Consider the following 23,862-nt stretch of genomic DNA (forward strand, 5'->3'; position numbering starts at 1 on the left):
ATTACAAATCCCTTCGCAGTCTTGGATCGAGCATGTCCCGCAGTCCATCGCCTACCATTTGCAGCGACAGCACGGAAAGAATGATGGCAAAGCCGGGGAAATAGGTCATCCAGTCGGCCTGCCCGATATATTGGCGGCCAGCGGCGATCATGGTTCCCCAAGTTGGAATTTCAGGGCTGACGCCCAGTCCCAAAAACGAAAGTCCCGCCTCTGCCAGCATGGCGCTGGCGAACAGGAATGTTGCCTGCACAAGAATGGGCGACAGCAGATTGCGCAGCACATGCCGCGTCATGATGTGGAATGTGGAGATGCCAAGAGCCTGCGCCGCCTCCACATAGGGCAATTCACGGATCACCAATGTTGAAGCGCGCACGATACGGGCCAGACGCGGCGCATAGACGATCGATAGCGCGATGATGACGGTCGTCAAGGAAGGTCCGAGGGCCGCCACTAGCGCGATGGCCAGCAGAATATCGGGAAAGGCCATCATCGCATCGATCAGCCGGGCAATCGGCGTATCGAGCCGCTGGAAGAAACCAGCCAGCAACCCAAGCGTGACGCCAATTGCCGCCGACAAGACAACGACGGATGCGCCGATCAGCAGCGACAGGCGCGCTGAATAGATCGTGCGCGAGAAGACGTCACGACCGAACTCATCGGTTCCGAACCAGAACATTTCGCTTGGCGGTTTCAGCCTGTTGACGATGGATAGTTTGGATGGAGAGTAGGGTGCGATCCATGGGGCGAGCGCGGCCAGCAGAACGAAGACGACCAGAATGACGAGGCCGACGGCCACAGTCTTGCGCTTCAGGAACCGGCGAACGAACTTCGAGCCTTCGCTGGCGTCGGGCTGTGGGGGTGTTGCTGCAATATCGACCATCTGTCGCGCCCCCTTAATAACGAACACGCGGGTCGATCGCCAGATACAGCATATCGATTGCGAAATTGATGAGGACGTAGAGCGCGGCAATCACCAGCAGGGCTCCCTGGATGACCGGATAATCCCGTCGCAGCACGGCTGACACCACCAGACTGCCCACACCCGGCAGACCGAACACGGTTTCGGTCACGACGGCCCCGGAAATCAGCACCGCGGCGGTCAGGCCTATCACCGTGAGGATCGGGATCAGCGCGTTCTTCAGCGCATGTTTGAGAATGACGCGGCGTTCGACCAGACCTTTTGCGCGCGCCGTGCGGATGTAATCGTCACCCAACACGTCAAGCATGGAGGCGCGGGTGAAGCGCAATATCAGCGCTGAGGACACAATACCGAGCGCAAAGGCGGGCAGCGTCAGGTGATACATTCGCTCCGCGAAGCTCGCGCCCGGACCGCCATAGCCCGAAACGGGGAAGATGTTCAGCCGCACGGCGAAAAACTGCATGAGAATGAGGCCAAGCCAGAAACTTGGGATGCTGGCGGCCAGCATGGCGATGGTTGTCGCGGCCTGATCGACGAAGGAGCCACGCCGATAGGCGGCATAAATGCCAATGGGCAGCGCGATGATGGTGGCGATGGCGAGCGAGAAGATCGTCAGGAAAAAGGTGGGCTCGGCACGATCCAGCAGCGCCGAGGTGACGGGCATATTGAGAAAAATGGATTGTCCGAGATCACCCTTCAGCATCTGGCCGAGGTAGAGCAGATATTGCACGACAAGTGATTGATCGAGCCCCAGCCGTATGCGCAGATCGGCAATGTCCTGAGCGGACGCATCCGGGCCGAGCATCACGGCGGCAGGGTCGCCCGGGGTTACGCGCACGATGACGAAGACGATGGTCACGACGAGGAACATCACGACAATCATGCCGAACAGGCGCTGAAGAATGTAACGGATCATCTGTTTCTCTTCCATGCTCCAGAAAGGAACGCTTTCGAAGCCGGATGCCGCCGCTAAGCGGCATCCGTGCACGATCGAAAATGGTTACTTCGTGATGGATGCATTCCAGAAATACGGCCATGGAGCCGGATCGACACCCTCGACCTTCTTTGCCTTGGCCGTCAGTCCGTTGAAGTCGCCGATCTTCATGTAGGGAATTTCCTCATACATGGCTTTCTGAACATCGGCCCAGAGCGCGACCCGCTTTTCAGGGTCGGCTTCCGCTGAGAATGCCTCAACCGTCTGCTTGCGCAAAGGCGTGTCCCACCAGCCGGGAGAGGTTGGCGCGAGCGAACCGATCAGTGCCGGTTCAGGCAGGAAAGGGCTGTGGGTGATATAGATGTCCCACAGAGCCTTGTCGGCACGGCGCTGGGTCAATGTTGCCCAGTCCACGACCTGAAGATCAACTTTGAAGCCGGCGAGTTTAAGATATTCCGCAGCGACCTGCGCCATCTTGTAATGGAATTCATACTGGCGGCTGGTGAGAATGCGGATGGGCTTTTGCCCGTCATAGCCCGCGGCCTTGGCAGCTTCGGCGGCACCTTCCGGGTCTGCAAGATTGTATGCGCCCTCGACACCGGCATCGGTGTTCCAGACGTAGTTCTTAGGATAAATATCGCCATCGACGGTGTAGAAATCCGTGCTGCCGAAAGCGGCGGCCAACATGTCTTCCATGTTCAGCGCCTGACGGATGGCCTTGCGCATAGCCACATCCTTGGCCACACCTTCCGCCGTGTTGAATACGAAGACCGGATAGCCGAACGGCTTCAGGACGACAGGCTCGGTGACGGACGACGACTTGACCTTGTCGAAGGATTCGACCGGCAGGCTATCGACATAGTCGTACTGCCCGGAAACCGCAGCCTCTACGCGGGTGTTCGCATCGGGCACCGGCACAAAGCGGATTTCATCGAGATACTGGTGACGTGCCCCGCCGTAACCGTTGCTGTCGCCTTCGCGGGATTTGTAGCCATCAAACCGCACGAGCTGGATATACTGGTCGGCCTTGCGCTCTTTCAGCATGTAAGGACCGGTACCGATGAACTCCTTCATCGGCTCGTCCTGCTTTTCCGCAGGCAGGACAATGGCTGCCGAATTGTTGAAGGCCAGCAACGAGACGAGCGGCGCATAAGGCTGCTTCAGCGTGATGGTGACCGTCATCGGATCGGTCGCTTCAATCTTGTCGAAGAAGGATGCCGCCTGCTTGCCGCGCGAGGCGACTTTCACCCAGCGGTTCAGGGAGGCGACGACGTCGTCAGAGGCCATGTCGGAGCCGTCATGGAACTTGATGCCGGACCTAAGTTTGATGGTGTAGATTTTACCGTCTGCGCTGATCTCCGGCAGGCTTTCCGCCAGAAGCGGTGTCGGCTTCCAGTCCTTGTCGAAGGTGTAGAGTGTCTCGAAAATATGCTGCGTAACGATGCCGACAAGGTCAGCTGTCGACGCCATAGGGTCGAGTGTCGGCGGCTCGCCAATCGTTGCAACGTTGATGACGCCACCCTTTTCCTGTGCCGAAAGAAGAGTGGGGGCGGATATCAACGCGGTGGCGATCAAAAATGCTAGCTTGAGTCTCATGCGAAGCTCCCGGTTTTTAGATGTTCCATTATTATGTTATATAAGACTTTATAACAGAATATCTAAATGAGACGGGCTGTCAATCGCGTCGGAACGCCGTTGTGCATAATTGCTAATTTAAGAGGATGAGAAGTGCGGCCGTGCGCACCCGGTCAAACCTGATTGGCGAGCGCGACAGCATCGGCCACACTGTCCCATTTATCCTGCAAGAGGGTAGAGGTGGCGATGCGAATATGGTCGCCGGGCAGAAGCGTAAACTTTCGGCCTGGATTGATGGCAATGTTCCGTGCGGCAAGCGTAACGGTGGCAAAGGGTTCTGACGCAACCGGCAACCAGAGACAGAGGCCGCTGCCGGGACGCGTCTCCACACCCCGTGCCCGCAGCGCATCTGCCAACCCATCGCGGCGCTGTTGATAGGTGGCGCGCGCCTTGGCCATCGTTTTCCAGCTATCTGGATTGCGCAGAAGCCATGCGGTTGCTCCCTGCAGCACACGGCTTGTCCATCCGGCGCTGAAGGCGCGATAGGACTGGATTTGCTCTACAATGAGTGCCGAGCTGGAAAGAATGGCCAGGCGCAGATCGGGTCCCAGCGTTTTGGAGTAAGACAGGATATGGATGGTCCGCTCGGGAAAACGCTCGCCCAGGGAATGCGGCTTTGCTTCCGATATGTCGCCCAGGCCATCGTCCTCTATGATCAAGGTCGCGCTGCCGGAAAGCACATCACCCAGCTCGGAAATGCGCTCCGGGCTGACGGTTTGGCCGGTAACGGAATGAAGCCGGGGTTGAAACAGGAATGCCGCTGGACGCGCCTTGAGGGCGGCGTCAAGCGAAGCAGGTGTCGGGCCCTGTTCATCGCACAGCACCGGAATGATTTTGACGCCGAAGTCCTCCAGAATATCCAGAAGCCGCATTGCCGTGGGGTTTTCGATGGCAACCGCAGAGCCGGGCGGGACAAGGGCGCGAATGGCAGTGTAGACGGCATTGTAGCCACCGTTGGTGACCAGAAACGCCTCTGGTACATAGGGCCAGCGTTCCGAGGCTGCATCGTGGAGTTCAGGAATGATGCGTGAGCGCTCGTAGTCATTCAGCTTGTCCACGGTCGCTGCGTGGGCGAGAGCCTCCGCAAGTGGCGGCAGAAGTGCGGTGTCCGGCACGGCCAACGTCAGATCGAGTGCGTCGAGTCCGTAATTACCTGCGCTGGCAAAGCGCTCCGGTTTGGCGATGAAGCTGTCGCCGCTGACCCATGTGCCGTTTCGCCCACGCCCGGTGATGATCTTGTGACGTCGCAGGTCTGCCCATGCTTCGGATAATGTCGCGGGGCTTATCCCAAGCTCGAACGCCAGATCGCGGATGGACGGCATACGCGTTCCCACCGGCAACACACCTGCGCGGATCAGCGCGCTCGTCTCCAACGCAATACCCCGGATCGTGCGATCGGCTATTTTTTCAGCAAGCCAGCGGGCGGAATAGGGGGTGCTCATAATTTTTGCCTTTAAATGTTCAATAACGTAATAACATTTGATGTTTGTAATTTGAACATTTAACTTTTCGTTATCGAGATTTTTTGTGAGCATCAAGCATGACTGTAACGCTTCGCCTCGCCCTCCGTGACTGGGACTACATAACCCCGTTGATCCTCGGAGATGTGTCCTCGCCACGCCTTGATGTGAAAGTCGACCGTGTCGGCACGCTCGTCTCAAGCGTCGCTACCGAGGCCGCTTACGATGCAGCGGAAACATCGTTCAGTCGCTATGCCCAGATGCGCCATGATGGTGACGAGAGCGTTATCGGCATGCCCAACTTTATCATGCGCGGCTTCCGTCACCGCTGCATCATCACCAGCAAGGCAAGTTCCATTCGCCAGCTTTCCGATCTGGCCGGAAAGAAGATCGGCGTGACGGGCTGGCGGGATTCCGGCAATACGTGGACCCGCGCTGCCATTCGCCGTGAAGGCGTCGGTGTGGAAGACGCGATGTGGTATGCTGGGCGTCTTACCGAAGCACATCCGATTACCGATCGCCTTGATGGTTTCGGTCGCCCCGGTCGCATCGAGGCCGCCCCCGGTGAGCGTCCAATGGTCGATCTACTTCTGGATGGCGGTCTGGATGCCGTGTTCACACCATTCATGCCGAAAGGCTTCTTCGATCAGGATTCGGCATTGAGACAGGTTCTCACCGATTATCGCTCCGCCGAGGTCGATTACTTCAACGATGTCGGTTACGTGCCGGGCATGCATCTGATCGGCTTTAAAGCCGAGATCGTGCGAGAACATCCGTGGATTATGGATGAGTTGAGCGAGCTTCTGGATGCATCCCAGCGCATGTGGCTGGAAAAGCGTGAGAAATATGCCGATACCACCCCGTGGATGATCGATGAGCTACGCCGTTGCGCCGCCGATCTTTCTCCTTCGTGGAAGGTTAATGGCTTTGAGGCGAACGAGAAGATGATCGCCGATTTTGCGCTGGAACTCTACGAGCAGAAAATTTTGCCGCGTCTTCTGTCGCCTGCAGATTTATTTCCAAACCACGCTTCGGGTCGCTGACCCATTCGAAACTTTCCGAGTTAAACCATAAAAAGGGGAATACCATGCACTCGAAACTCACCGCTTCCGTTGCTGCCCTTGCCGTTTTGCTGGCCGTGCCGGCAACGGCTCAGGACGCCGCCATTCCGCAACAGACCGTCAACAAGGAGCTGAGCGCCCGCCTGCCGGAGAAAATCCGCACCGATGGCAAGATGATTTCCGTCAATAACGGCTCCTTTCCTCCCTATGAAATCGTCACTGGCACAGAACTGACAGGCGCTAGCGCCGATCTCACCGAAGCGCTCGGCCAATTGCTGGGCGTGAAAATCGAGCATGCGACTGTAGGAGGGCTTCCGGCTCTGCTATCCGGCGTCAATTCCGGGCGCTACCAGTTCGCATTCGGCCCGGTAGGAGATTTCAAAACCCGCCAGGACGCCAATGATTTCGTGGACTGGGTGCAGGAATTCGTCGTCTTCGCAGTCCAGAAGGGCAATCCCAAGGGCATCGTCTCGCTGGATACGGCCTGCGGCAACCGCATCGCTGTGATGGCGGGCGGTTCGGCTGAAAAGGTCATCAAGGCGCAGGTGGAAAAGTGCGCCGCTGACGGCAAGAAGCCGGTTGAAGTTCAGTCCTACACCGACCAGCCAAGCTCCATTCTGGCGGTACGCTCCAAGCGCGCCGACGCTTTCTTCTCCTCGCAAGCTCCGCTGACCTACTTCGTTTCCCAGGCGAACGGACAGCTTGAACTGACCGGCGTTGGTGAGAAGAACGGTTTCGACGATCTGTTCCAAGGTGCTGTCGTGCCCAAGGGATCGCCACTCGGCGAAATCCTCCGCGACGGTGTTAAAATCCTCATCGATAACGGCACTTACGGCGCCATCATGAAGAAGTGGGGCCTTGAGAACAACACGATCAAAACACCCGGCATCAATCTGGTGGGAGTTGAAAAGAAATGAGTGCGGCGCCTGCCTATATCGCGCCATCTGCTGACGGCGCGGATCCACGCGATGTGGCAAATGCCCATCGCCCCTTTCAGACCGGGCGGGTCACCCTATGGCTCATCACGCTCCTGATCGCCGCGAATTTCGCGTGGATCGTTGCCAATAATGAGAACTTCGGCTGGCCGGTCGTCGCGCAATATTTCTTTGACCCGACCGTCATGCAGGGCCTGTCCGTCAGCCTGGGGCTGACTGTTGTGGCCATGCTGATCGGCGTCGTGCTTGGCTTGCTACTGGCCGTGGCGCGCATGTCGCAAGACGTTCTGGCAAGCTCGCTATCTGGCCTGTTCGTCTGGTTCTTCCGCGGTACGCCCCTGCTTGTGCAGCTCATTTTCTGGTACAATCTGTCGACCCTGTTTCCAGAAATATCCATCGCCATTCCATTCGGGCCGACGCTTGTAAGCTGGGAGACCAATTCCGTCATCACGCCGATGACCGCTGCTATCGTGGGGCTTGCGCTCAACGAAGCGGCCTATATGGCGGAAATCATTCGCGGTGGTCTTTTGTCCGTGGATAGAGGGCAGGCCGAAACGGCAGAAGCTTTCGGGATGACCAAGGCGCGCGCACTGTGGCGGATCATCATTCCGCAGGCCATGCGCTCCATCGTACCGCCAACCGGTAACCAGCTTATCAGCATGATCAAGGCGACATCGCTCGTCAGCGTTATCGCCATGGCCGATCTGCTTTATTCGGTTCAGTCGATCTATAACCGCACCTTTGAAATCGTCCCGATGTTGATGGTTGCCGTCATCTGGTATCTGCTGATCACCTCCTTACTCAACATTGGTCAGGGTTACATCGAGCGCTATTACGGCAGAGGCGACCGCCGCACCGCGATGGCTCAGGCCCCCGCCGTCCAGCAGGAGGCAACCCCATGACCACTGCATCCACGATCAAGCAGCCGCTGGTGCGGGCCCGCAATGTCCACAAGGCCTTCGATCAACTGGAAGTCCTTAAGGGCATCGACCTAGACGTCTATCCAGGCGAGGTCGTCGTCGTGCTCGGTCCCTCCGGCTCGGGAAAATCGACGTTCCTGCGTTGCATCAACCATCTGGAGTCCATCAATCGTGGCTCCATAGAAGTGGATGGGGAGCAGATCGGATATCGCTTCAGGAACAACAAGCTGGAAAAACTGTCCGGCAACGCCATTGCGGCGCAACGGCGCAATATCGGCATGGTGTTCCAGCAGTTCAATCTCTACCCGCACATGACGGCGTTACAAAATGTCATCGAGGCGCCGGTTGGCGTGCATGGTGAAAGCAAGGCGCAGGCGACGGCCTATGCGCGGGAGTTGTTGCAAAAAGTTGGGCTTTCCGACAAAGCGGATAACTATCCGCGCCAGCTTTCCGGCGGTCAGCAGCAGCGCGTGGCAATTGCCCGTGCGCTGGCCATTAAGCCGAAGCTGATGTTGTTCGATGAGCCGACATCTGCGCTTGACCCGGAACTGGTGGGTGAGGTTCTGTCTACCATGCGTGATCTGGCCCGCCAGGGTCTGACGATGATTGTCGTCACGCACGAAATCGGCTTTGCTAAAGAAGCTGCTGACAGGGTCGTTTTCATGGATGGCGGCCATATCGTGGAGATGGGAACACCGGAAGAGGTGATCGGCAATCCGAAGCATCCGCGTACCCAGGCCTTCCTGTCACGCTTCCTTTGAGCCCATTTGCGCTATGCCCCGCTTCAAATGCGGGGCATATTCCAGTTTTTCCAGTGTGCTGCACTACCTTCTCGATTGGAATTCCCATGACCGTGCTCGACAATGCTTTTGCCCGTGTGTCCGATTTCAAGGACATGGAACAGGAACTCGTGGAGACGCGGCAGCATCTTCACGCCAATCCCGAACTCTCATTCGAAGAAGCGGAAACCGCGCGTTTTGTGGCAGAGAAGCTCGAGAACTGGGGCTATGAGGTCACGCGCAACGTCGGCGGTCACGGCGTCGTCGCACGGTTGAGCGTGGGCGAGAGCAGGAAGGGCATCGCCATCCGTGCTGATATGGACGCGCTTCCCATTCTGGAAGAAACCGGCAAGCCCTACGCCAGCAAGACACCCGGCAAAATGCATGCCTGCGGTCATGATGGTCACACGACCGTACTTCTGGGTGCTGCCCAACATCTCGCCAAAACCCGCCGTTTCAACGGCACCGTTACGCTGATCTTCCAGCCTGCCGAAGAGTCCGGCAAGCCAAGCGGTGCGCAGAAGATGATCGCCGATGGGCTGTTTGAGCGGTTTCCGTTCGATGCGATTTTCGGCCTGCACAACCATCCCGGTGCACCGGAAGGGGCTATTCTGGTCCGTTCCGGCCCGTTGATGGCGTCGTCGGATACGGTGAACATCACCATCAAGGGCAAGGGCGGCCACGCCTCGCGTCCGCACCTCACCATCGACCCCATCGTGGTCGCCTGCAATCTGGTGGTTGCCTTGCAGACCGTGGTGTCGCGCAATATCGATCCGACCCAGACCGCGGTCGTCACCGTGGGTACCATTCACGCGGGCGAAGCGGTTAACGTCATTCCCGAATATGCGAAGCTTGCGCTCAGCGTACGCTGCTTCGAGCCTCGGATTCGCGTTTTGCTGGAAGAACGGATCACCAAGCTGACGCACTCCGTCGTTGATGGTTTTGGCGCTTCGGTTGAGCTGAACTACGAGCATGGCTATCCGGTCGTCGTCAATTCCGACGAAGAGACTGCCTTTGCCCGAACAGTGGCGGAAGAACTGATCGGCTCTGGGAATGTCTCGACCTGCCATCTCATTCCCGGCAGCGAAGATTTTTCCTATTTTCTGGAGCACAAGCCAGGCAGTTTTCTACGCCTTGGAAATGGTGTGGACTCAGCCATTTTGCACAGTCCGAAATATGATTTCGCCGATGCCAGCCTGACCGTCGGTGCGGCTATGTGGTCGAGACTTACGGAACGATATCTGGCATAAGGCGCAAATCAGCGTTTGATGCCGGGAGTTTTCGTTTGATCGTCTGTTTCGATATTGGTGGCACCGCCATAAAGGGTGCTGCCGCTTGGGCTGTGGATGATGTACGGCCAGTGGCACGGCGGCAAACGCCTATCCATGATTTCGACGCTTTCGTGGGCGTGTTGAAGGACGTCATCACCGAAATCGGTGGCACGCCGGATTGCGTGGCGCTTTCGATTACAGGGATCATCGATCCCGATACCGACAAATCATTCATTGCCAATATTCCCTGCGCCCACGACAGGTCGCTGAAAGCCGATCTGGAAACTGCGCTTGGCCTTCCGGTCCTCATCGCAAACGATGCGGATTGCTGCGCTCTGGCTGAATATGGCGTCGGCGCGGGGCAGGGGCATCGCGTTATTTTCAGCGCCATCCTCGGCACCGGCGTCGGCGGCGCGCTCGTCATCGACGGCAAGCTCATCAACAGCGCTGGTGGCTTCGCGGGAGAATGGGGACATGCGCCTGTGGCTGCGACACGCGCGGGAAATCCACCCGTCGATCTACCGCGCTTTTCCTGCGGCTGTGGGCTTGAGGGGTGTTTGGATGCCATTTGCAGTGCGCGCGGAATGGAAAAGCTCCACCGTCATTTGACGGGCGAGACCGTCGCCGCCGAGGATATTCTGGACAAATGGCAGTGCAATGATGCAGACGCCGCTCGCACCATCGATATCTTTGTCGATATGCTGGCAGGCCCATTGGCACTGCTGATCAATGTCACAGGGGCGACCATCGTGCCCGTAGGCGGTGGCCTTTCGAATTCCGCAGCGCTGCTGACCGCGCTTGATGAGGCGGTGCGATCTCGCATCCTGCGACGGTTCTCACGCCCGCTTGTGGTACGCGCGCAGTGTACGGTGGAGCCCGGTCTGGTTGGGGCTGCTGTTCTGGGCTTCGATTTTCTCCGCCAGGCAACCGAACTGGGCAACCGTCTCGATCAGCAAATTTCTAGCTGAATTAGAAACGCAGTCCAGGCACCGCGAGCGGATTATCCATGACCGCTTGCTGGTCCGGCCTGTCGATATGCACCGCACCCGTGAAAGCACCAAAGAGGTCTTTGACGAAAGCCTCCGGCAAATCCTTGGTGATGAGCACCATGCGCGTGCGCTGGTCGGTGGGGTCTGGCCATGCGGCGAGACGCTGTGGAGGGTGAAAGATGGATTGAACCCCGTGTAGCACAAGTGGCCGGTCGGGCCGGTCTGAAAGCTGGACGATCGCCTTCATTCGTAGCAGCTTTTCGCCATGCGCGGACCGCAAGAGATCAACGAACATTTCCAGCGCCATCGGTTGGATGGGTGCATCATGCACGATTGAAAACGAGCGGATGGAGGCATTGTGACGGTTCACGTCATGATGATGGTGGTGCCCGTGGTGATGATCATGGTCATGGTGGTCATGATCATGTGCGGCTTCTTCGCCAAGCCATTGGCTGACATCACCAATTTTGTCGGCGGCATCGTAAAGGCCGTTTTCCAGAAGAGAGACCGCAGACCAGTTCTCATTGTCGCCATTCTCAACGGTCGCTCGCGGGTTGAGCGTGTTCAGCCTCGCGGTCAATTCTGAAACCTGTGACGCCTCGGCAAGGGCCTGCTTGGTCAGAACCAGCCTGTCCGCGACGGCAACCTGTTTTTCGGCTTCGGGATGATTGTCGAGCGTGGCAAGACCATTGACAGCATCTATGACCGTCACCACGCCGTTCAGCGAGAAATTCTGAGCGATAACAGGGTTGCCGATGATGGACTGCATGACGGGTGCTGGATCGGCAAGGCCGGTCGTTTCGATGACGACGCGGTTGACCTTTTTCAGCTTGCCGGTCTGGATGCCGTCCATGAGTTCGGCCAGCGTATCCACCAGCTCACCCCGCACGGTGCAGCAGAGGCAGCCCTCAGCAAGCTCAATAATCCCGTCACCGGACCGTTCCACCAGCAGGTGATCGATGCTGACATCACCGAACTCGTTGATGATGATGGCGGCTTCCTGCATGGCAGGGTCTTTCAGAAGCTGATTGAGCAGCGTCGATTTTCCCGCGCCGAGAAAACCCGTGATGATGGAGACCGGTATGCGTTCGAGTGCCATGGGGCGACCTGTAGTGTTAGAACATTACATAAAGTGGACCGTCTTATAGCAAGAAATCCCTGCGTCGGAAGAGGGATTTCTGAGATGTTGCGACAGGTAGCCGAAAGCACCTTAAGCGTTTCTGAGGCGACCCTGCATGAGGTCGATGACGGCGCGCGCGGCTTCCAGCACATTGGTGCCGGGACCGAAAACGGCGGCGACGCCGTGATCCAGAAGATACTGATAGTCCTGTCGCGGCACGACGCCGCCGACGATGACGATTACATTTTCTGCGCCATTCGCTTTCAACGCTTCGACCAGTTGCGGTGCAAGCGTTTTATGGCCAGCGGCAAGCGAGGACATGCCCACGACATGGACCTTGTTGCTGACCGCCAGCTCCGCAGCCTCTGCTGGCGTCTGGAACAGTGGCCCCGCAATGACGTCGAAACCGATGTCGCCAAAGGCCGATGCGATGATTTTTGCACCTCGGTCGTGGCCATCCTGTCCGAGTTTTGCGATCAGCATTTTGGGCTTTCCGCCCACAACTGCCGTCAGTTCACCCAGTCGGGTGCACAGTGTTGCGTATTCGGGGTCATCTTCATAGGCCGCGCCATAGACATCGTGCACGACCTCCGGCACGGCGGCGTGATCACCGAACACGCTGCGCATCGCATCGGATATTTCGCCGACTGTCGCGCGCGCCCTTGCCGCATTGATGGCCGCTTCAAGCATGTTGCCATTGCCGCTCCGCGCAACCTCGGTCAAAGCTGTGAGGGTTGCCTCCACGGCTTTCTGGTCTCGCTGGCGCCGCACGGTTTCCAGCCGCCGGATCTGCGATGACCGCACGGCGCTGTTATCGATGTCGAGAATATCGATGGGGTCTTCATTCTCCAGCCGGAACTTATTGACCCCGACGATGATCTCGGCGCCGCGATCCACCGCTGCCTGTCGCTTCGTCGCAGCCTCCTCGATCAGCCGTTTTGGTAGTCCATCATCGACAGCTTTTGTCATGCCGCCCAGAGCTTCGACTTCCTCGATCAGCGCCCAGGCTTTTTCTGCAAGTTCATGGGTCAGGCTTTCGACATAATAGGAGCCCGCCAGGGGGTCCACGACTTTCGTGACGCCTGTTTCATGCTGAAGTATCAACTGGGTATTGCGGGCGATCCGCGCCGAAAAGTCGGTCGGCAAGGCCATCGCTTCGTCCAGCGCGTTGGTGTGGAGCGATTGCGTACCGCCCAGCGCTGCCGACAATGCCTCATAGGCTGTACGAATGACGTTGTTGTAGGGATCCTGCTCCTGCAAGGACACGCCCGAGGTCTGGCAGTGGGTTCGCAGCATGCGCGACGATGGCTTTTGTGGTTCGAACTCGTCCATGATGCGCGACCACAGCAAACGCGCGGCCCGCAGCTTGGCGGCTTCCATGAAAAAGTTCATGCCGATAGCGAAGAAGAAGGAAAGACGTCCGGCGAAGTCGTCGACGTTCAAGCCCTTTTTTAGTGCGGCCCTGACATACTCCCGGCCATCTGCGAGCGTGAAGGCCAGCTCCTGCACCAGTGTCGCGCCAGCCTCTTGCATGTGATAGCCGGAAATGGAGATGGAGTTGAAGCGAGGCATCTCTTTTGCCGTGTACTCGATGATATCTGCAATGATGCGCATCGAGGGTTCTGGCGGATAGATGTAGGTGTTGCGCACCATGAATTCTTTGAGAATATCGTTCTGGATGGTGCCGGACAGCTCTCTAACCGAACAACCCTGCTCCTCGCCGGCGACGATGAAGTTGGCAAGAATGGGAATGACCGCGCCATTCATGGTCATGGAAACCGACATGTCCTTCAGCGGAATACCATCGAACAGAATCTTCATGTCTTCAACGCTGTCGATGGCAACACCGGCTTTGCCGACATCGCCCACGACGCGTTCGTGGTCGCTGTCGTAACCGCGATGGGTGGCAAGATCGAAGGCGACGGAGAGACCTTTCTGACCGGCAGCCAGATTACGCTTGTAGAAAGCGTTGGATTCTTCCGCCGTGGAAAAACCCGCATATTGGCGGATGGTCCAGGGGCGCCCGGCATACATGGTGGCGCGTGGTCCGCGCACGAAAGGCGCAAAACCTGGCAGACTATCGAGATGGGTTATGTCTTTGACGTCTTCGGCGGTGTAGAGCGGCTTGACATCGATTCCCTCGGGCGTGTGCCAGACAAGGCTTTCAGGCGATGTTTTCAGTTCCTTCTCGGCAAGCTCCTGCCAATCCCTTACCGTCTTTTCACCGGACATCCATCTCTCCTCTGCCAGCAGCATTACCATCTTAGTAAACGGTAACGCGTTACCTCCCGAATTGGACGCATGCGAATTTACGGCCATCCCGGACAATAGGAAGCCCGGGACCGCAGCACAACCGTTCGCAGTGCAGGTTTATGAAAAGACAGTATCGCACGGGCGTGACTGTTGTTTGATGTGAGTCGAGAGCTCGTGCTATGTGAGAGACATATGGAGGAGAGGCTGATGGCTGTTGCAATCGTGCTGCTGGCCGCGGGGATGTCCAGCAGAACCAGCAAGAACGGTACCCATAAGCTTCTCGCGCTTTTCGATGGCGTGCCGCTTCTACGCAAGGTGGCGATGCAAGCCGTGGCCAGCCGGGCATCCTCGGTGATTGCTGTTTTAGGTTATCGCCATTCGGACATGGAAAATGTCCTTTCCGGTCTTGATGTCGAGACTGTGATCAATTCCGACTATGCGTCAGGCATGTCACGCTCGCTTGACCTTGGATTTTCGACCGCGGTTGATCGAGGGTTTGAGGGCATCATGGTCATGCTCGCGGATATGCCGGGTATCACCGGTGGTGATCTCGACCGGATGATCGATGCGTTTGAAACCTCCGGCGGCGTTGCAATCATCCGCGCTTCGGCTGGCGGACATCCGGGCAACCCGGTGATCTTGCCGCGCTCGATGGCTGGAGACGTTGACGGTTTAGAAGGAGACGTGGGCGCGCGGCATCTGATCAAGGCATCTGGCCTACCCGTCATCGACATCGACATTGGTGACGCTGCACTCGGGGACGTAGATACGCTCGAAGAGGTCACGGCAGCGGGTGGGATTCTGATCCGGTCAAACACCACGCTATGACAGCGGTTTTTCACCACCGCGCATCGTGGCGATGATTTCGGCCAGAATGGACACCGCGATTTCCGCCGGGCTGGCTGCGCCGATATTCAGCCCTATCGGCCCATGGATGCGAGCAAGATCGGCATCCCCAAACCCCTGGCTTTGTAGCCGATCCAGTCTCGATTTCTGCGTCTTTCGACTGCCGAGCGCGCCGACGTAAAAGCAGCCGGTGCGCAAGGCTTCAGCCAGTGCAAAATCATCGATCTTGGGATCGTGGCTCAGTGCGACCACGGCTGTGTGACGATCCAGCGGTCTCGTCGGCAAAATGTCTTCTGGCCAGTCGGCAATCAGCTCCGCCGAACCGAAACGGTCTGGTGTCGCGAAGGCCGTTCGCGGGTCGATCACGAGGATGTCAAACCCTGAAAGCTTTGCCATCTGCACCAGTGCTTGAGCGATGTGGACGGCACCGATAATGACGATACGTGGTGCTGGAAGATAGACATTGATGAAGTACGGGCGATTTTCCGACGTCACGCTTGCCGATTTGCCGGACTGAAACGCAGCGGCAACGGCTTCTCCCAGTTGGCCCGATGGCACCGTTTCAGACGTTATGATTTGGCTTTCGCCACCCGTTAGATCCGTGATCACGGCTACCGCCACCCGGTTACGACGATGCGTGTTCAGTTTTTCAAGCGTCGCGAAATCCATCAATGCAGCCTTTCGACATAGACGCGAATACGACCGCCGCAGGAAAGGCCGACCGACCATGCGGTTTCGTCCGCCACGCCGAATTCGAGCATCTGGGCTTTGCCGTTCTTGATCACGTCGAGCGCTGCGGAAATGACTGCGCCTTCGACGCAGCCGCCGGAAACGGAGCCTTCGAAATTGCCATCGGAATCAATAACAAGGTGGCTGCCAACAGGGCGCGGGGCAGAGCCCCAGGTTTCAATGACAGTTGCCAGTGCCACAGCGCGTCCGTCATTCTTCCAATCTTGAGCCTGCGTCAGCGGATCTGTGGTCGCATGGGATTTGTTATCAACGGCGTTCATTCGTGGTCCTGTGATCGCCACTTGAGGCGTTTGTTCTGCGTGCTTCGGCCCACTCACTCCGGCAGTTTTCGTTCCACCACCGGAGTGCGACTACCGAAGAGATTGAACCGGTTTGTATCGAGGCGTTCCTGTTTGTATTTCAGCGTTACGCCATCGAAACTCATCTCCAGGTCACGGCCTGATGCCAGTACTGCGTCCAAATCCTTGAGCGGTGTGTTCGTTCCTACCAGCAGGTAGACGAGGTTGGCTGCGCGTGCCCCAAGAACCTGACGCGACAGCAGCGAGCCGAAATTTAGCTTTAGTCTGAAGTTGCTCCATATGCCCGATTCCGTTCCCCGTATTTGCAGGAAGAGCGACGGGGTATGGCCCGTCTCTTTGTATTCGATCATGTAGCTGCATTCCCATTCTCCATTGTCCCTTTGGGTGAAAACAGGTCTGCTCGTCGTCGAGAGATCGGCAATGCCGTGACACTGGGCAGCGGTAAAGGGCGGTGTAGTGCTGGCACTGGGTGTCGACTGGATTTGGTGGAGTGTTGGGTCGCCTTGCGGATTCTTCATCACAGCACTTCGCGCCATGTCGCCGCTTAGAAGAATGAGGGAAATTACCGCGACAACGAGCATGTGATCCAAAGGGCCATTCGTGCAAACCCTGAGTTTACTCACCTTCGCCGTAAGCACAAGGTAACCGGGTACTCGCACGATCAGCAATACCTCTGTTTCTTCAAGTTTTCGTCAGTCGATGGCACGTTTCGGGTCATCGGTCGTTAGCGCATTACCGAAAGCGTTCAAAAAGGAACTGCGCATGTACGATGGCGTACGGCTGGAACTTTCCAGAAGAAACTTACTTATCTCATCGGCTGCGACCGTCGCGGCCACGGGCGTCGCCGGGAGCGCGGTGGCGCAATCTTCGGGGAGCCATATGGATTACACGTCTAAAGTCGCACTCACCGTAAACGGTGAGCACAGAACTCTCGACCTCGATAACAGGACGACGCTGCTCGATGCGCTGCGCGAGCATCTTCACCTGACAGGTACCAAAAAAGGATGCGACCACGGCCAGTGCGGCGCGTGCACGGTGCTAGTAGATGGGAAACGGATCAATTCCTGTCTGACGCTCGCTGTTATGCACGAAGGCGACGAGGTCACCACTATCGAAGGGTTGGGCCAACCCGGCAACCTGCATCCCATGCAGGCCGCTTTCGTCAAGCACGACGGATTTCAGTGCGGTTATTGTACACCCGGACAAATCTGTTCGTCGGTCGCGGTGCTCGAAGAAATCAAATCAAATATCCCGAGTCACGTGACCGAAAATCTCAATGAACCATCACAGTTGACCGCAAACGAAGTGCGCGAACGGATGAGCGGAAACATCTGTCGATGCGGAGCCTACTCGAACATTCTTGATGCCATTTCAGAAGTCGGGGGGATCAACGCATGAAGGCCTTTACCTATGAGCGTGCATCGTCTGTCGAAGCGGCAGCCAGTGCAGTTGCAGCCAATCCGAGCGCCAAATTCATCGCCGGTGGTACCAACCTCCTTGATTTGATGAAACTTGAAATCGAAACACCGACCCATCTGATCGATGTTAATGGTCTTGGCCTCGACAAGATCGAGATGACGTCCAACGGCGGCTTGCGCATCGGCGCACTCGTTAGGAACACTGATCTTGCTGCCGACGCTACGGTGCGAAAAGACTATGGGCTGCTTTCCAGAGCTTTGGTGGCGGGTGCGTCCGGGCAGTTACGCAACAAGGCGACGACCGCTGGCAATCTTTTGCAGCGGACGCGCTGTCCTTATTTTTACGACACGAACCAGCCTTGCAACAAGCGTCAACCCGGCAGCGGTTGCGCCGCCATCGGCGGTTATAGCCGCCAGCATGCGGTGGTCGGTGTCAGTGACGCCTGCATTGCAACGCACCCGAGCGACATGGCCATCGCCATGCGGGTGCTGGATGCGAGTGTCGAAACAGTGAAATCAGACGGCTCTCGCCGATCCATCGATATCGCAGACTTTCACACGCTGCCCGGCGATACGCCGCACATCGAAACGACGCTTGAGAAAGGCGAGTTCATCACATCCGTCGTTCTGCCGCCGTCAGTTGGTGGCAAGCATATCTATCGCAAGGTGCGTGACAGAGCGTCCTATGCCTTCGCGCTGATATCCGTCGGTGCCGTGATCCAGCCAGATGGTTCGGGGCAGGTGGCCGTGGGTGGCGTCGCTCATAAGCCTTGGCGGGTGGAAGCGGCAGATGCTGACCTCACCAATGGTGCACAAAAGGCCGCGCAAGCTTTGTTTGCAGATGCGCGTCCAACCGAACAGAACCGGTTTAAGGTCGATCTCGTTGAGCGTACGCTCGGCGCAGTCCTTGCCGAAGCGAGGGGTTGATCCATGAAGTTCGATAAGCCAGCAACGACCAACCCCATTGACCGTCTGAAAGTCGTCGGTCAGCCCATCCGCCGCATCGACGGCGAATTGAAGACCACGGGCGGCGCGAAATATGCCTATGAGTGGCATGACGCGGATATTGCCTATGCCTATGGCTATCCCGTTGGTTCAGCCATCGCCAAGGGACGCATCAAGTCAATCGATGCGTCTGCTGCCAAAAAAGCGCCGGGTGTTTTGACCGTCGTTACGGCACTTGATGTCGGTAAGCGAGAGAAAGGCGAGTATAACACTGCTCATCTGTTTGGTGGTGATGTCATCGAACATTATCATCAAGCCGTTGCGGTGGTCGTAGCGGAGACATTCGAACAGGCACGCGCCGCGGCTTCGCTGGTCAAGGTAGACTATACTGAAGAAAAAGGCGTGTTCGATCTGGCTGCCGAAAAAGGCAATGCCGAGAAACCGGATGAATCTCAAAAACCCGATACGGCATTCGGCGATTTTGACGCGGCGTTCAGCGCTGCCGAAATTACGCTAGATGAAACCTATACCACCCCCGACCAGTCCCACGCGATGATGGAGCCGCATGCGTCCATTGCGGCGTGGAATGGCGATGAGCTGACGGTCTGGACATCCAGTCAAATGATCGACTGGTGGCGTTCCGACCTTGCAACGACGCTGGGCATCGAAAAGGATAAGATCCATTTGATGTCGCCGTTTATCGGTGGCGGCTTCGGCGGCAAATTGTTCTTGCGTGCCGACGCTGTCCTCGCAGCCTTTGCAGCCAAGGAGGCAGGACGTCCGGTCAAGGTGGCGCTGCCGCGTCCGCTGATCAACAACAACACCACCCACCGGCCGGCAACCATCCAGCGCATTCGCATCGGTGCTGGGCGTGATGGCAAGATCACCGCCATCGGCCACGAAAGCTGGTCGGGCAACCTGCCGGATGGCGCGCCGGAAACGGCAGTCAACCAGACGCGGCTGCTTTATGCTGGCGCCAACCGTATGACGGCAATGCGACTCGCGACGCTCGACCTGCCCGAAGGCAATGCCATGCGTGCTCCCGGCGAAGCACCCGGCCTTATGGCACTGGAAATTGCGGTCGATGAAATGGCTGAAAAGCTGGGCATGGACCCGATCGAGTTTCGTATTTCCAACGATACGCAGGTCGATCCTGAAAACCCCGAACGTCCGTTCTCCCATCGAGATTTGATAGGCTGTCTGAAACTCGGTGCAGAACGTTTTGGCTGGGCAGATCGTCCGAAGATCGCGGCCAAGCGACAGGGAAACTGGATGATCGGCGTGGGCGTGGCGGCGGCTTTCCGTGACAATCTCGTTCTGCCATCTGCCGCGCGCGTCAAACTCGGCAAAGATGGTATCATCACGGTTGAAACCGATATGACGGACATCGGCACCGGCAGCTACACCATCATTGCGCAGACCGCTGCGGAAATGATGGGTGTGACCGTGGACCGGGTTGCCGTACAACTCGGCGACTCCCGCTTTCCTATCTCGGCAGGCTCTGGCGGGCAGTTTGGTGCCAACTCCTCGACATCAGGCGTTTATGCCGCCTGCGTCAAACTTCGCGAAGCCATCGCTCAGAAACTCGGCTTCAACTCTGACGATGCTGTGTTCGAAGACGGCGTGGTGAAATCCGGCAATCGCTCCGTTCCTCTTGCTGAGGCGGCGGGTGCGGAAGGTCTGGTCGGTGAGGACAAGATGGAGTGGGGTGACCTCACGAAAACCCATCAGCAGTCAACATTCGGCGCGCATTTTGTGGAAGTCGGCGTCGATGTCGCAACCGGTGAGACACGCATTCGCCGTATGTTGGCAGTCTGTGCCGCTGGGCGCATCCTCAATCCCGTCACGGCGCGCAGTCAGGTCATCGGCGCCATGACGATGGGCGCCGGTGGGGCGTTGACGGAGGAACTAGCCGTGGACACGCGCCGTGGCTTCTTCGTCAACCATGATCTCGCGGGTTACGAAGTACCGGTGCACGCCGACATTCCGCGACAAGAGGTGATCTTCCTTGACGAAACCGATCCAATGTCTTCGCCCATGAAGGCCAAGGGCGTCGGTGAGCTCGGTCTTTGCGGCGTATCGGCGGCCATCGCCAATGCGATATACAACGCAACAGGCGTTCGTCTTCGCCACTACCCGATGACACTGGATAAGCTGATTGGCGCCTTGCCCGACGTTGCCTGATGAAGTTTCAAAACGCCTGCTCCGTCACCTGACGGAGCAGGCCATTAGGGGCATCAAGATTTTCATAAATTCCATTACCGTTTCCTAACCATGTCTTCGGGTGCCAAGGAACGATTCATCCATAATTCAATTATTATGGCATAGAACTTCATACAAACAACCTGAGACAGAGCGGGCATGAAGCCCCCACCATTGTCCGTCCCACCCCAGCTTCGACTGGTGCCGAGCCGTTGACAACGATGCATTGAAAATGAATCAAACCCCTATTTGGGTTCCGCGACCGCGCATGAACATGCGCGCGCGTTGCCACGGATTTTTATAATGCAGAACGAAATTGCACGTCTTTCAACTCTTAGAAGTCTGCGTTTGCTCGACACTTTACCCAGTGAAAATTTTGACCGTATTACCCGGCTCGCCGCCAGTATTTTCGGGCTCCCCATCGCAGCCGTTTCGCTGACCGATACGAACAGGCAGTGGTTCAAATCAAAGGTCGGTGTCGATCACCACGAAATACCGCGCGACAGGGCGCCTTGCGCCAATGTGGCCGAAAGCAGGGTGCCATTCGTTATCCGTGATTTCCAAGAGGATGAATGCTACGTCGACAGCACGCTTGGTTGCGCGGGAATCCGGTTTTACGCCGGTGCGCCATTGCTGACCGCCGATGGTTTTGGCCTGGGTGCGCTTTGTGTTCTCGGAACCGAGCCGCGCGACGTGACCGAAGCCGAAATGACGACGCTTTGCGATCTGGCCGCTATGGTGATGGCCCAGATCGAACTCACGCACGCGCTGGGCCGCATCGAGCCGTCTAGCGGGCTGCCCAATCGCTTTCAGCTGATGAACGACCTTTCCGATGCCGTCGTGCGCGGGGAGACGGGTGAGCGTATCATCAGCCTGCTCGATCTGGCCCAAACCGAGCAATTCGAGCGCCTGTCTCGCGTGCTCGGCCCATCCTACCTCGATACGGTCATCCAGACTGTGTCCGCCAAGCTTAACGAGCACGTCGGTTCCAACGGTGCTGCCTATCACGTCGGGCCAACGCAATTTGCTTTCTTTGCGCCAGAACGTATAGCTGCCGAAGATTACGCGCCGGTGCTTGCGGCAATGCTGAGTGAGATCGAAGGCAATAACGAAACCCATATTTCGATGACGCCGTCTGTCGGCATGGTTGCCTTTGACCCGCAGGGCATGACACCGGAAGACATCATTAGATCGTTGCAAAGTGCTGTGCAGGATGCGCGACAGAGCCCGAACAAGATCGGCATGTTCTCCGCCGCAACCGATTTGCGCCATAGACGTAACTATAGAATTCTCCAGGATTTCCGCGCAGCGTTGACCGCTCCAGACCAACTGTCTCTCGTCTTCCAGCCGCGTCTGGATGTCACAACGGGTGAAATTTGCAGCGCAGAAGCCCTGTTGCGGTGGGACCACCCAGTCCTTGGGCCGCTTTCGCCGGTCGAGTTCATTCCCGTCGTGGAAGCCTCGTCTCTGGGACGGGAACTGACGGAATGGGTGCTGGACGAAGCGCTCTCCAATCTGGCCGCTTGGGGCAGCGAAGGGATTGCCTTCAAACTGTCTCTCAACCTTTCGGCGTTGGACCTCGAAGAACATGATTTCTTCGAGCGCCTGATGGTAAAATTCGCGACATTCGGTATCGCGCCGGACCAGATCGAGCTGGAGTTGACCGAAACCGTTATGATGAAGGAGACGGACGGTGTTTTCGACCTTCTCAATCAGCTCAAGGCGGTTGGCGTAAAGCTTGCGATCGATGATTTCGGGACAGGCTACAGCAGCCTTGCCTACCTCCAGAAGCTTCCGGCAGATGTCGTCAAGATTGACCGCTCCTTCGTTTCCGACATGGAAAACGGCAACCGCGAGCGGGTGCTTGTCCGCTCCATGATCGATCTCTCCCATAGCCTCGGCTACCGCGTTGTCGCGGAAGGGGTGGAGACACAGGAGGTTGCAGACCTACTGGAAGCCATGGGCTGCGATGAAATCCAGGGTTACTGGCTGTCGCGCCCGGTCCGAAGCGGTGCGCTGCTGGACTGGCTGGTCGAGCGCAGTCACCCGGCTGTTCTGCTGGCCGGGTAAATTCCCCCCGACACATCCGCATTTTCGCGAATTCTTTCGGATTGCACCTAACAAAAGGGCGATGAGATGAAACACGTCTTAGAGCGAATGGTCAGTGGCAGCCATACGGATAACGAGCTTCTCATCATTCTGGATGCGCTGCCGGTTCCACTCTTCTGGTCCACCATGGCGGAGGGGAAGGTGCGCTTCGTCAACCGGGCGTTCACGAGGACGTTTGGCTATCAGAACGGCCATTTTGACACCGTAGACCAGTGGATCGACGAGACATATATCGATGAAGCAGGGCGGCTGAATGCGCGTGAGCGATGGGAGGGGCGCCGGGTTGGAGAAACCGGTGTGACCGAGATCGAACCCTTCGAGGTTCAGGTTAAGCATGCGAACGGTAAACTCGTACCAGCGCTGCATCGTGGGATCGTCATGCACGAATTCGGTCTGGGTATAGTGACATTCGAGGATATGTCCGACCGGAAGATGGCCGAAAACGCGTTGCGTCGTATCGCCTATGAGGATGCGCTGACCGGGCTTGGCAACAGACGCATGCTACAGGAACGCTGGAATGCGGAAATGGAAATGCGCGCCGCATCTCCGCAACACAGCTCTATCGCGATGCTGATGATCGACCTCGATGATTTCAAGCCGATCAACGACTATTTCGGTCATGCTGCGGGCGATGAAATTTTGAGGATGGTCGCCACGCGCCTTCGTCAATCCGTTCGCTATGATGACACCTTGGTCAGAATGGGCGGCGACGAGTTCGTCATTCTGTTGACCGATCTGGACGATCAATCCGCGGCTGAGAAAATATGTCAGAGAATAGCCGATGCCTTCGCAGAACCCTTCGTGGTCCAAGGCCAAAAAGTCACCGTCGGTGCAACTCTTGGCGCAAGTCTCTATCCGCACCATGGCGGCGATCTGGGAACGCTGCTCCACGCCGCAGATCAGGCGCTCTACCGCATGAAGCGAAGCGATGCGCGGAGTTGGGCGTGGTTCGACCGTTCATTCGAAAGCCCCAGCGAGCCGATGCTGCTGGCAAATGTTGGCTGATAGCGGCGTTTG

General features: G+C 57.4%; 21 protein-coding genes. 12 read left to right on the forward strand and 9 right to left on the reverse strand.

The window, feature by feature from the left end; translation table 11 throughout:
* Nucleotide 1: 1 nt before the first annotated feature.
* The 4 genes from QRN55_RS01445 to QRN55_RS01460 all read right to left on the reverse strand — a co-directional run bounded on the left by QRN55_RS01445 (nt 2) and on the right by QRN55_RS01460 (nt 4,930).
* Nucleotides 2-880: an ABC transporter permease gene (locus QRN55_RS01445; RefSeq protein WP_284774209.1), complete on the reverse strand. Its 879-nt coding sequence runs from the start codon at nt 878-880 to the stop codon at nt 2-4.
* Between the two features lie 13 nt (nt 881-893).
* Entirely contained in the window at nt 894-1,835 is a 942-nt protein-coding gene (locus tag QRN55_RS01450) for an ABC transporter permease (protein WP_284774210.1), read from the reverse strand.
* A gap of 84 nt (nt 1,836-1,919) precedes the next feature.
* Nucleotides 1,920-3,449: an ABC transporter substrate-binding protein gene (locus tag QRN55_RS01455; RefSeq protein WP_284774211.1), complete on the reverse strand. Its 1,530-nt coding sequence runs from the start codon at nt 3,447-3,449 to the stop codon at nt 1,920-1,922.
* Nucleotides 3,450-3,601: 152 nt separating this feature from the next.
* Nucleotides 3,602-4,930, reverse strand: coding sequence for an aminotransferase-like domain-containing protein (locus tag QRN55_RS01460; RefSeq protein ID WP_284774212.1), 1,329 nt, complete (start codon nt 4,928-4,930; stop codon nt 3,602-3,604).
* A gap of 98 nt (nt 4,931-5,028) precedes the next feature.
* Here QRN55_RS01460 and QRN55_RS01465 point away from each other — a divergent pair, with 98 nt between their 5' ends.
* From QRN55_RS01465 to QRN55_RS01490, 6 genes are all read left to right on the forward strand, one after another.
* The gene (locus QRN55_RS01465; protein WP_284774213.1) at nt 5,029-5,991 is read left to right on the forward strand and encodes a substrate-binding domain-containing protein; all 963 of its coding nucleotides are present in this window, start codon (nt 5,029-5,031) and stop codon (nt 5,989-5,991) included.
* Between the two features lie 44 nt (nt 5,992-6,035).
* On the forward strand, nt 6,036-6,926 hold the full coding sequence (locus tag QRN55_RS01470) for an ABC transporter substrate-binding protein (protein ID WP_233136967.1): 891 nt from the start codon (nt 6,036-6,038) through the stop codon (nt 6,924-6,926).
* Nucleotides 6,923-7,846: an amino acid ABC transporter permease gene (locus QRN55_RS01475; RefSeq protein WP_233136966.1), complete on the forward strand. Its 924-nt coding sequence runs from the start codon at nt 6,923-6,925 to the stop codon at nt 7,844-7,846. Before QRN55_RS01470 ends, QRN55_RS01475 begins: the two co-directional genes overlap by 4 nt.
* A complete protein-coding gene (locus tag QRN55_RS01480; protein WP_233123865.1) occupies nt 7,843-8,625 on the forward strand; it encodes an amino acid ABC transporter ATP-binding protein in 783 nt (260 codons plus the stop codon). Before QRN55_RS01475 ends, QRN55_RS01480 begins: the two co-directional genes overlap by 4 nt.
* Nucleotides 8,626-8,711: 86 nt before the next feature.
* Entirely contained in the window at nt 8,712-9,893 is a 1,182-nt protein-coding gene (locus QRN55_RS01485; protein ID WP_284774214.1) for a M20 aminoacylase family protein, read from the forward strand.
* A 35-nt stretch (nt 9,894-9,928) separates the two neighbouring features.
* A complete protein-coding gene (locus QRN55_RS01490) occupies nt 9,929-10,882 on the forward strand; it encodes an ROK family protein (RefSeq protein WP_284774215.1) in 954 nt (317 codons plus the stop codon).
* A gap of 1 nt (nt 10,883) precedes the next feature.
* On the opposite strand, the gene QRN55_RS01495 is transcribed toward QRN55_RS01490, so the two are convergent.
* Both QRN55_RS01495 and scpA read right to left on the reverse strand, forming a co-directional pair.
* Nucleotides 10,884-12,002, reverse strand: a complete 1,119-nt coding sequence (locus QRN55_RS01495) for a CobW family GTP-binding protein (protein ID WP_284774216.1) — start codon at nt 12,000-12,002, stop codon at nt 10,884-10,886.
* A gap of 111 nt (nt 12,003-12,113) precedes the next feature.
* Nucleotides 12,114-14,255 (reverse strand): methylmalonyl-CoA mutase, encoded by a 2,142-nt coding sequence (gene scpA, locus QRN55_RS01500; RefSeq protein ID WP_284774217.1) that lies wholly within the window; start codon nt 14,253-14,255, stop codon nt 12,114-12,116.
* Nucleotides 14,256-14,483: 228 nt separating this feature from the next.
* Here scpA and QRN55_RS01505 point away from each other — a divergent pair, with 228 nt between their 5' ends.
* Nucleotides 14,484-15,104 carry a nucleotidyltransferase family protein gene (locus tag QRN55_RS01505; RefSeq protein WP_284774218.1) on the forward strand — a complete coding sequence of 207 codons (621 nt, stop codon included), beginning with the start codon at nt 14,484-14,486 and terminating at the stop codon, nt 15,102-15,104.
* Here the strand turns inward: QRN55_RS01505 and QRN55_RS01510 are convergent.
* Genes QRN55_RS01510 through QRN55_RS01520 form a run of 3 tightly spaced genes read right to left on the reverse strand, consistent with a single transcriptional unit; the run spans nt 15,099 to nt 16,689 of the window.
* Nucleotides 15,099-15,791: an XdhC family protein gene (locus tag QRN55_RS01510; protein WP_284774219.1), complete on the reverse strand. Its 693-nt coding sequence runs from the start codon at nt 15,789-15,791 to the stop codon at nt 15,099-15,101. The genes QRN55_RS01505 and QRN55_RS01510 overlap by 6 nt on opposite strands.
* Complete coding sequence (locus tag QRN55_RS01515; protein WP_284774220.1) at nt 15,791-16,132, reverse strand: XdhC family protein; 342 nt, start codon at nt 16,130-16,132, stop codon at nt 15,791-15,793. The genes QRN55_RS01510 and QRN55_RS01515 overlap by 1 nt, the downstream gene beginning before the upstream one ends.
* A 53-nt stretch (nt 16,133-16,185) precedes the next feature.
* Entirely contained in the window at nt 16,186-16,689 is a 504-nt protein-coding gene (locus tag QRN55_RS01520; RefSeq protein ID WP_284774221.1) for a DUF6030 family protein, read from the reverse strand.
* A 244-nt stretch (nt 16,690-16,933) separates the two neighbouring features.
* On the opposite strand from QRN55_RS01520, the gene paoA reads away from it, so the two are divergent.
* The 5 genes from paoA to QRN55_RS01545 all read left to right on the forward strand — a co-directional run bounded on the left by paoA (nt 16,934) and on the right by QRN55_RS01545 (nt 23,850).
* Nucleotides 16,934-17,569 (forward strand): aldehyde dehydrogenase iron-sulfur subunit PaoA, encoded by a 636-nt coding sequence (paoA, locus tag QRN55_RS01525; protein WP_284774222.1) that lies wholly within the window; start codon nt 16,934-16,936, stop codon nt 17,567-17,569.
* Nucleotides 17,566-18,516 (forward strand): FAD binding domain-containing protein, encoded by a 951-nt coding sequence (locus QRN55_RS01530; RefSeq protein ID WP_284774223.1) that lies wholly within the window; start codon nt 17,566-17,568, stop codon nt 18,514-18,516. The genes paoA and QRN55_RS01530 overlap by 4 nt, the downstream gene beginning before the upstream one ends.
* Nucleotides 18,517-18,519: 3 nt before the next feature.
* On the forward strand, nt 18,520-20,718 hold the full coding sequence (gene paoC, locus QRN55_RS01535) for an aldehyde oxidoreductase molybdenum-binding subunit PaoC (RefSeq protein WP_284774224.1): 2,199 nt from the start codon (nt 18,520-18,522) through the stop codon (nt 20,716-20,718).
* Between the two features lie 321 nt (nt 20,719-21,039).
* Nucleotides 21,040-22,806 carry a sensor domain-containing phosphodiesterase gene (locus QRN55_RS01540; protein WP_284774225.1) on the forward strand — a complete coding sequence of 589 codons (1,767 nt, stop codon included), beginning with the start codon at nt 21,040-21,042 and terminating at the stop codon, nt 22,804-22,806.
* A gap of 66 nt (nt 22,807-22,872) precedes the next feature.
* On the forward strand, nt 22,873-23,850 hold the full coding sequence (locus QRN55_RS01545; RefSeq protein ID WP_284774226.1) for a sensor domain-containing diguanylate cyclase: 978 nt from the start codon (nt 22,873-22,875) through the stop codon (nt 23,848-23,850).
* Nucleotides 23,851-23,862 lie beyond the last annotated feature (12 nt).

Origin of the sequence: Agrobacterium sp. lyk4-40-TYG-31, assembly GCF_030209855.1 — a bacterium.
GTDB classification, from domain to species: Bacteria; Pseudomonadota; Alphaproteobacteria; order Rhizobiales; family Rhizobiaceae; genus Agrobacterium; species Agrobacterium vaccinii.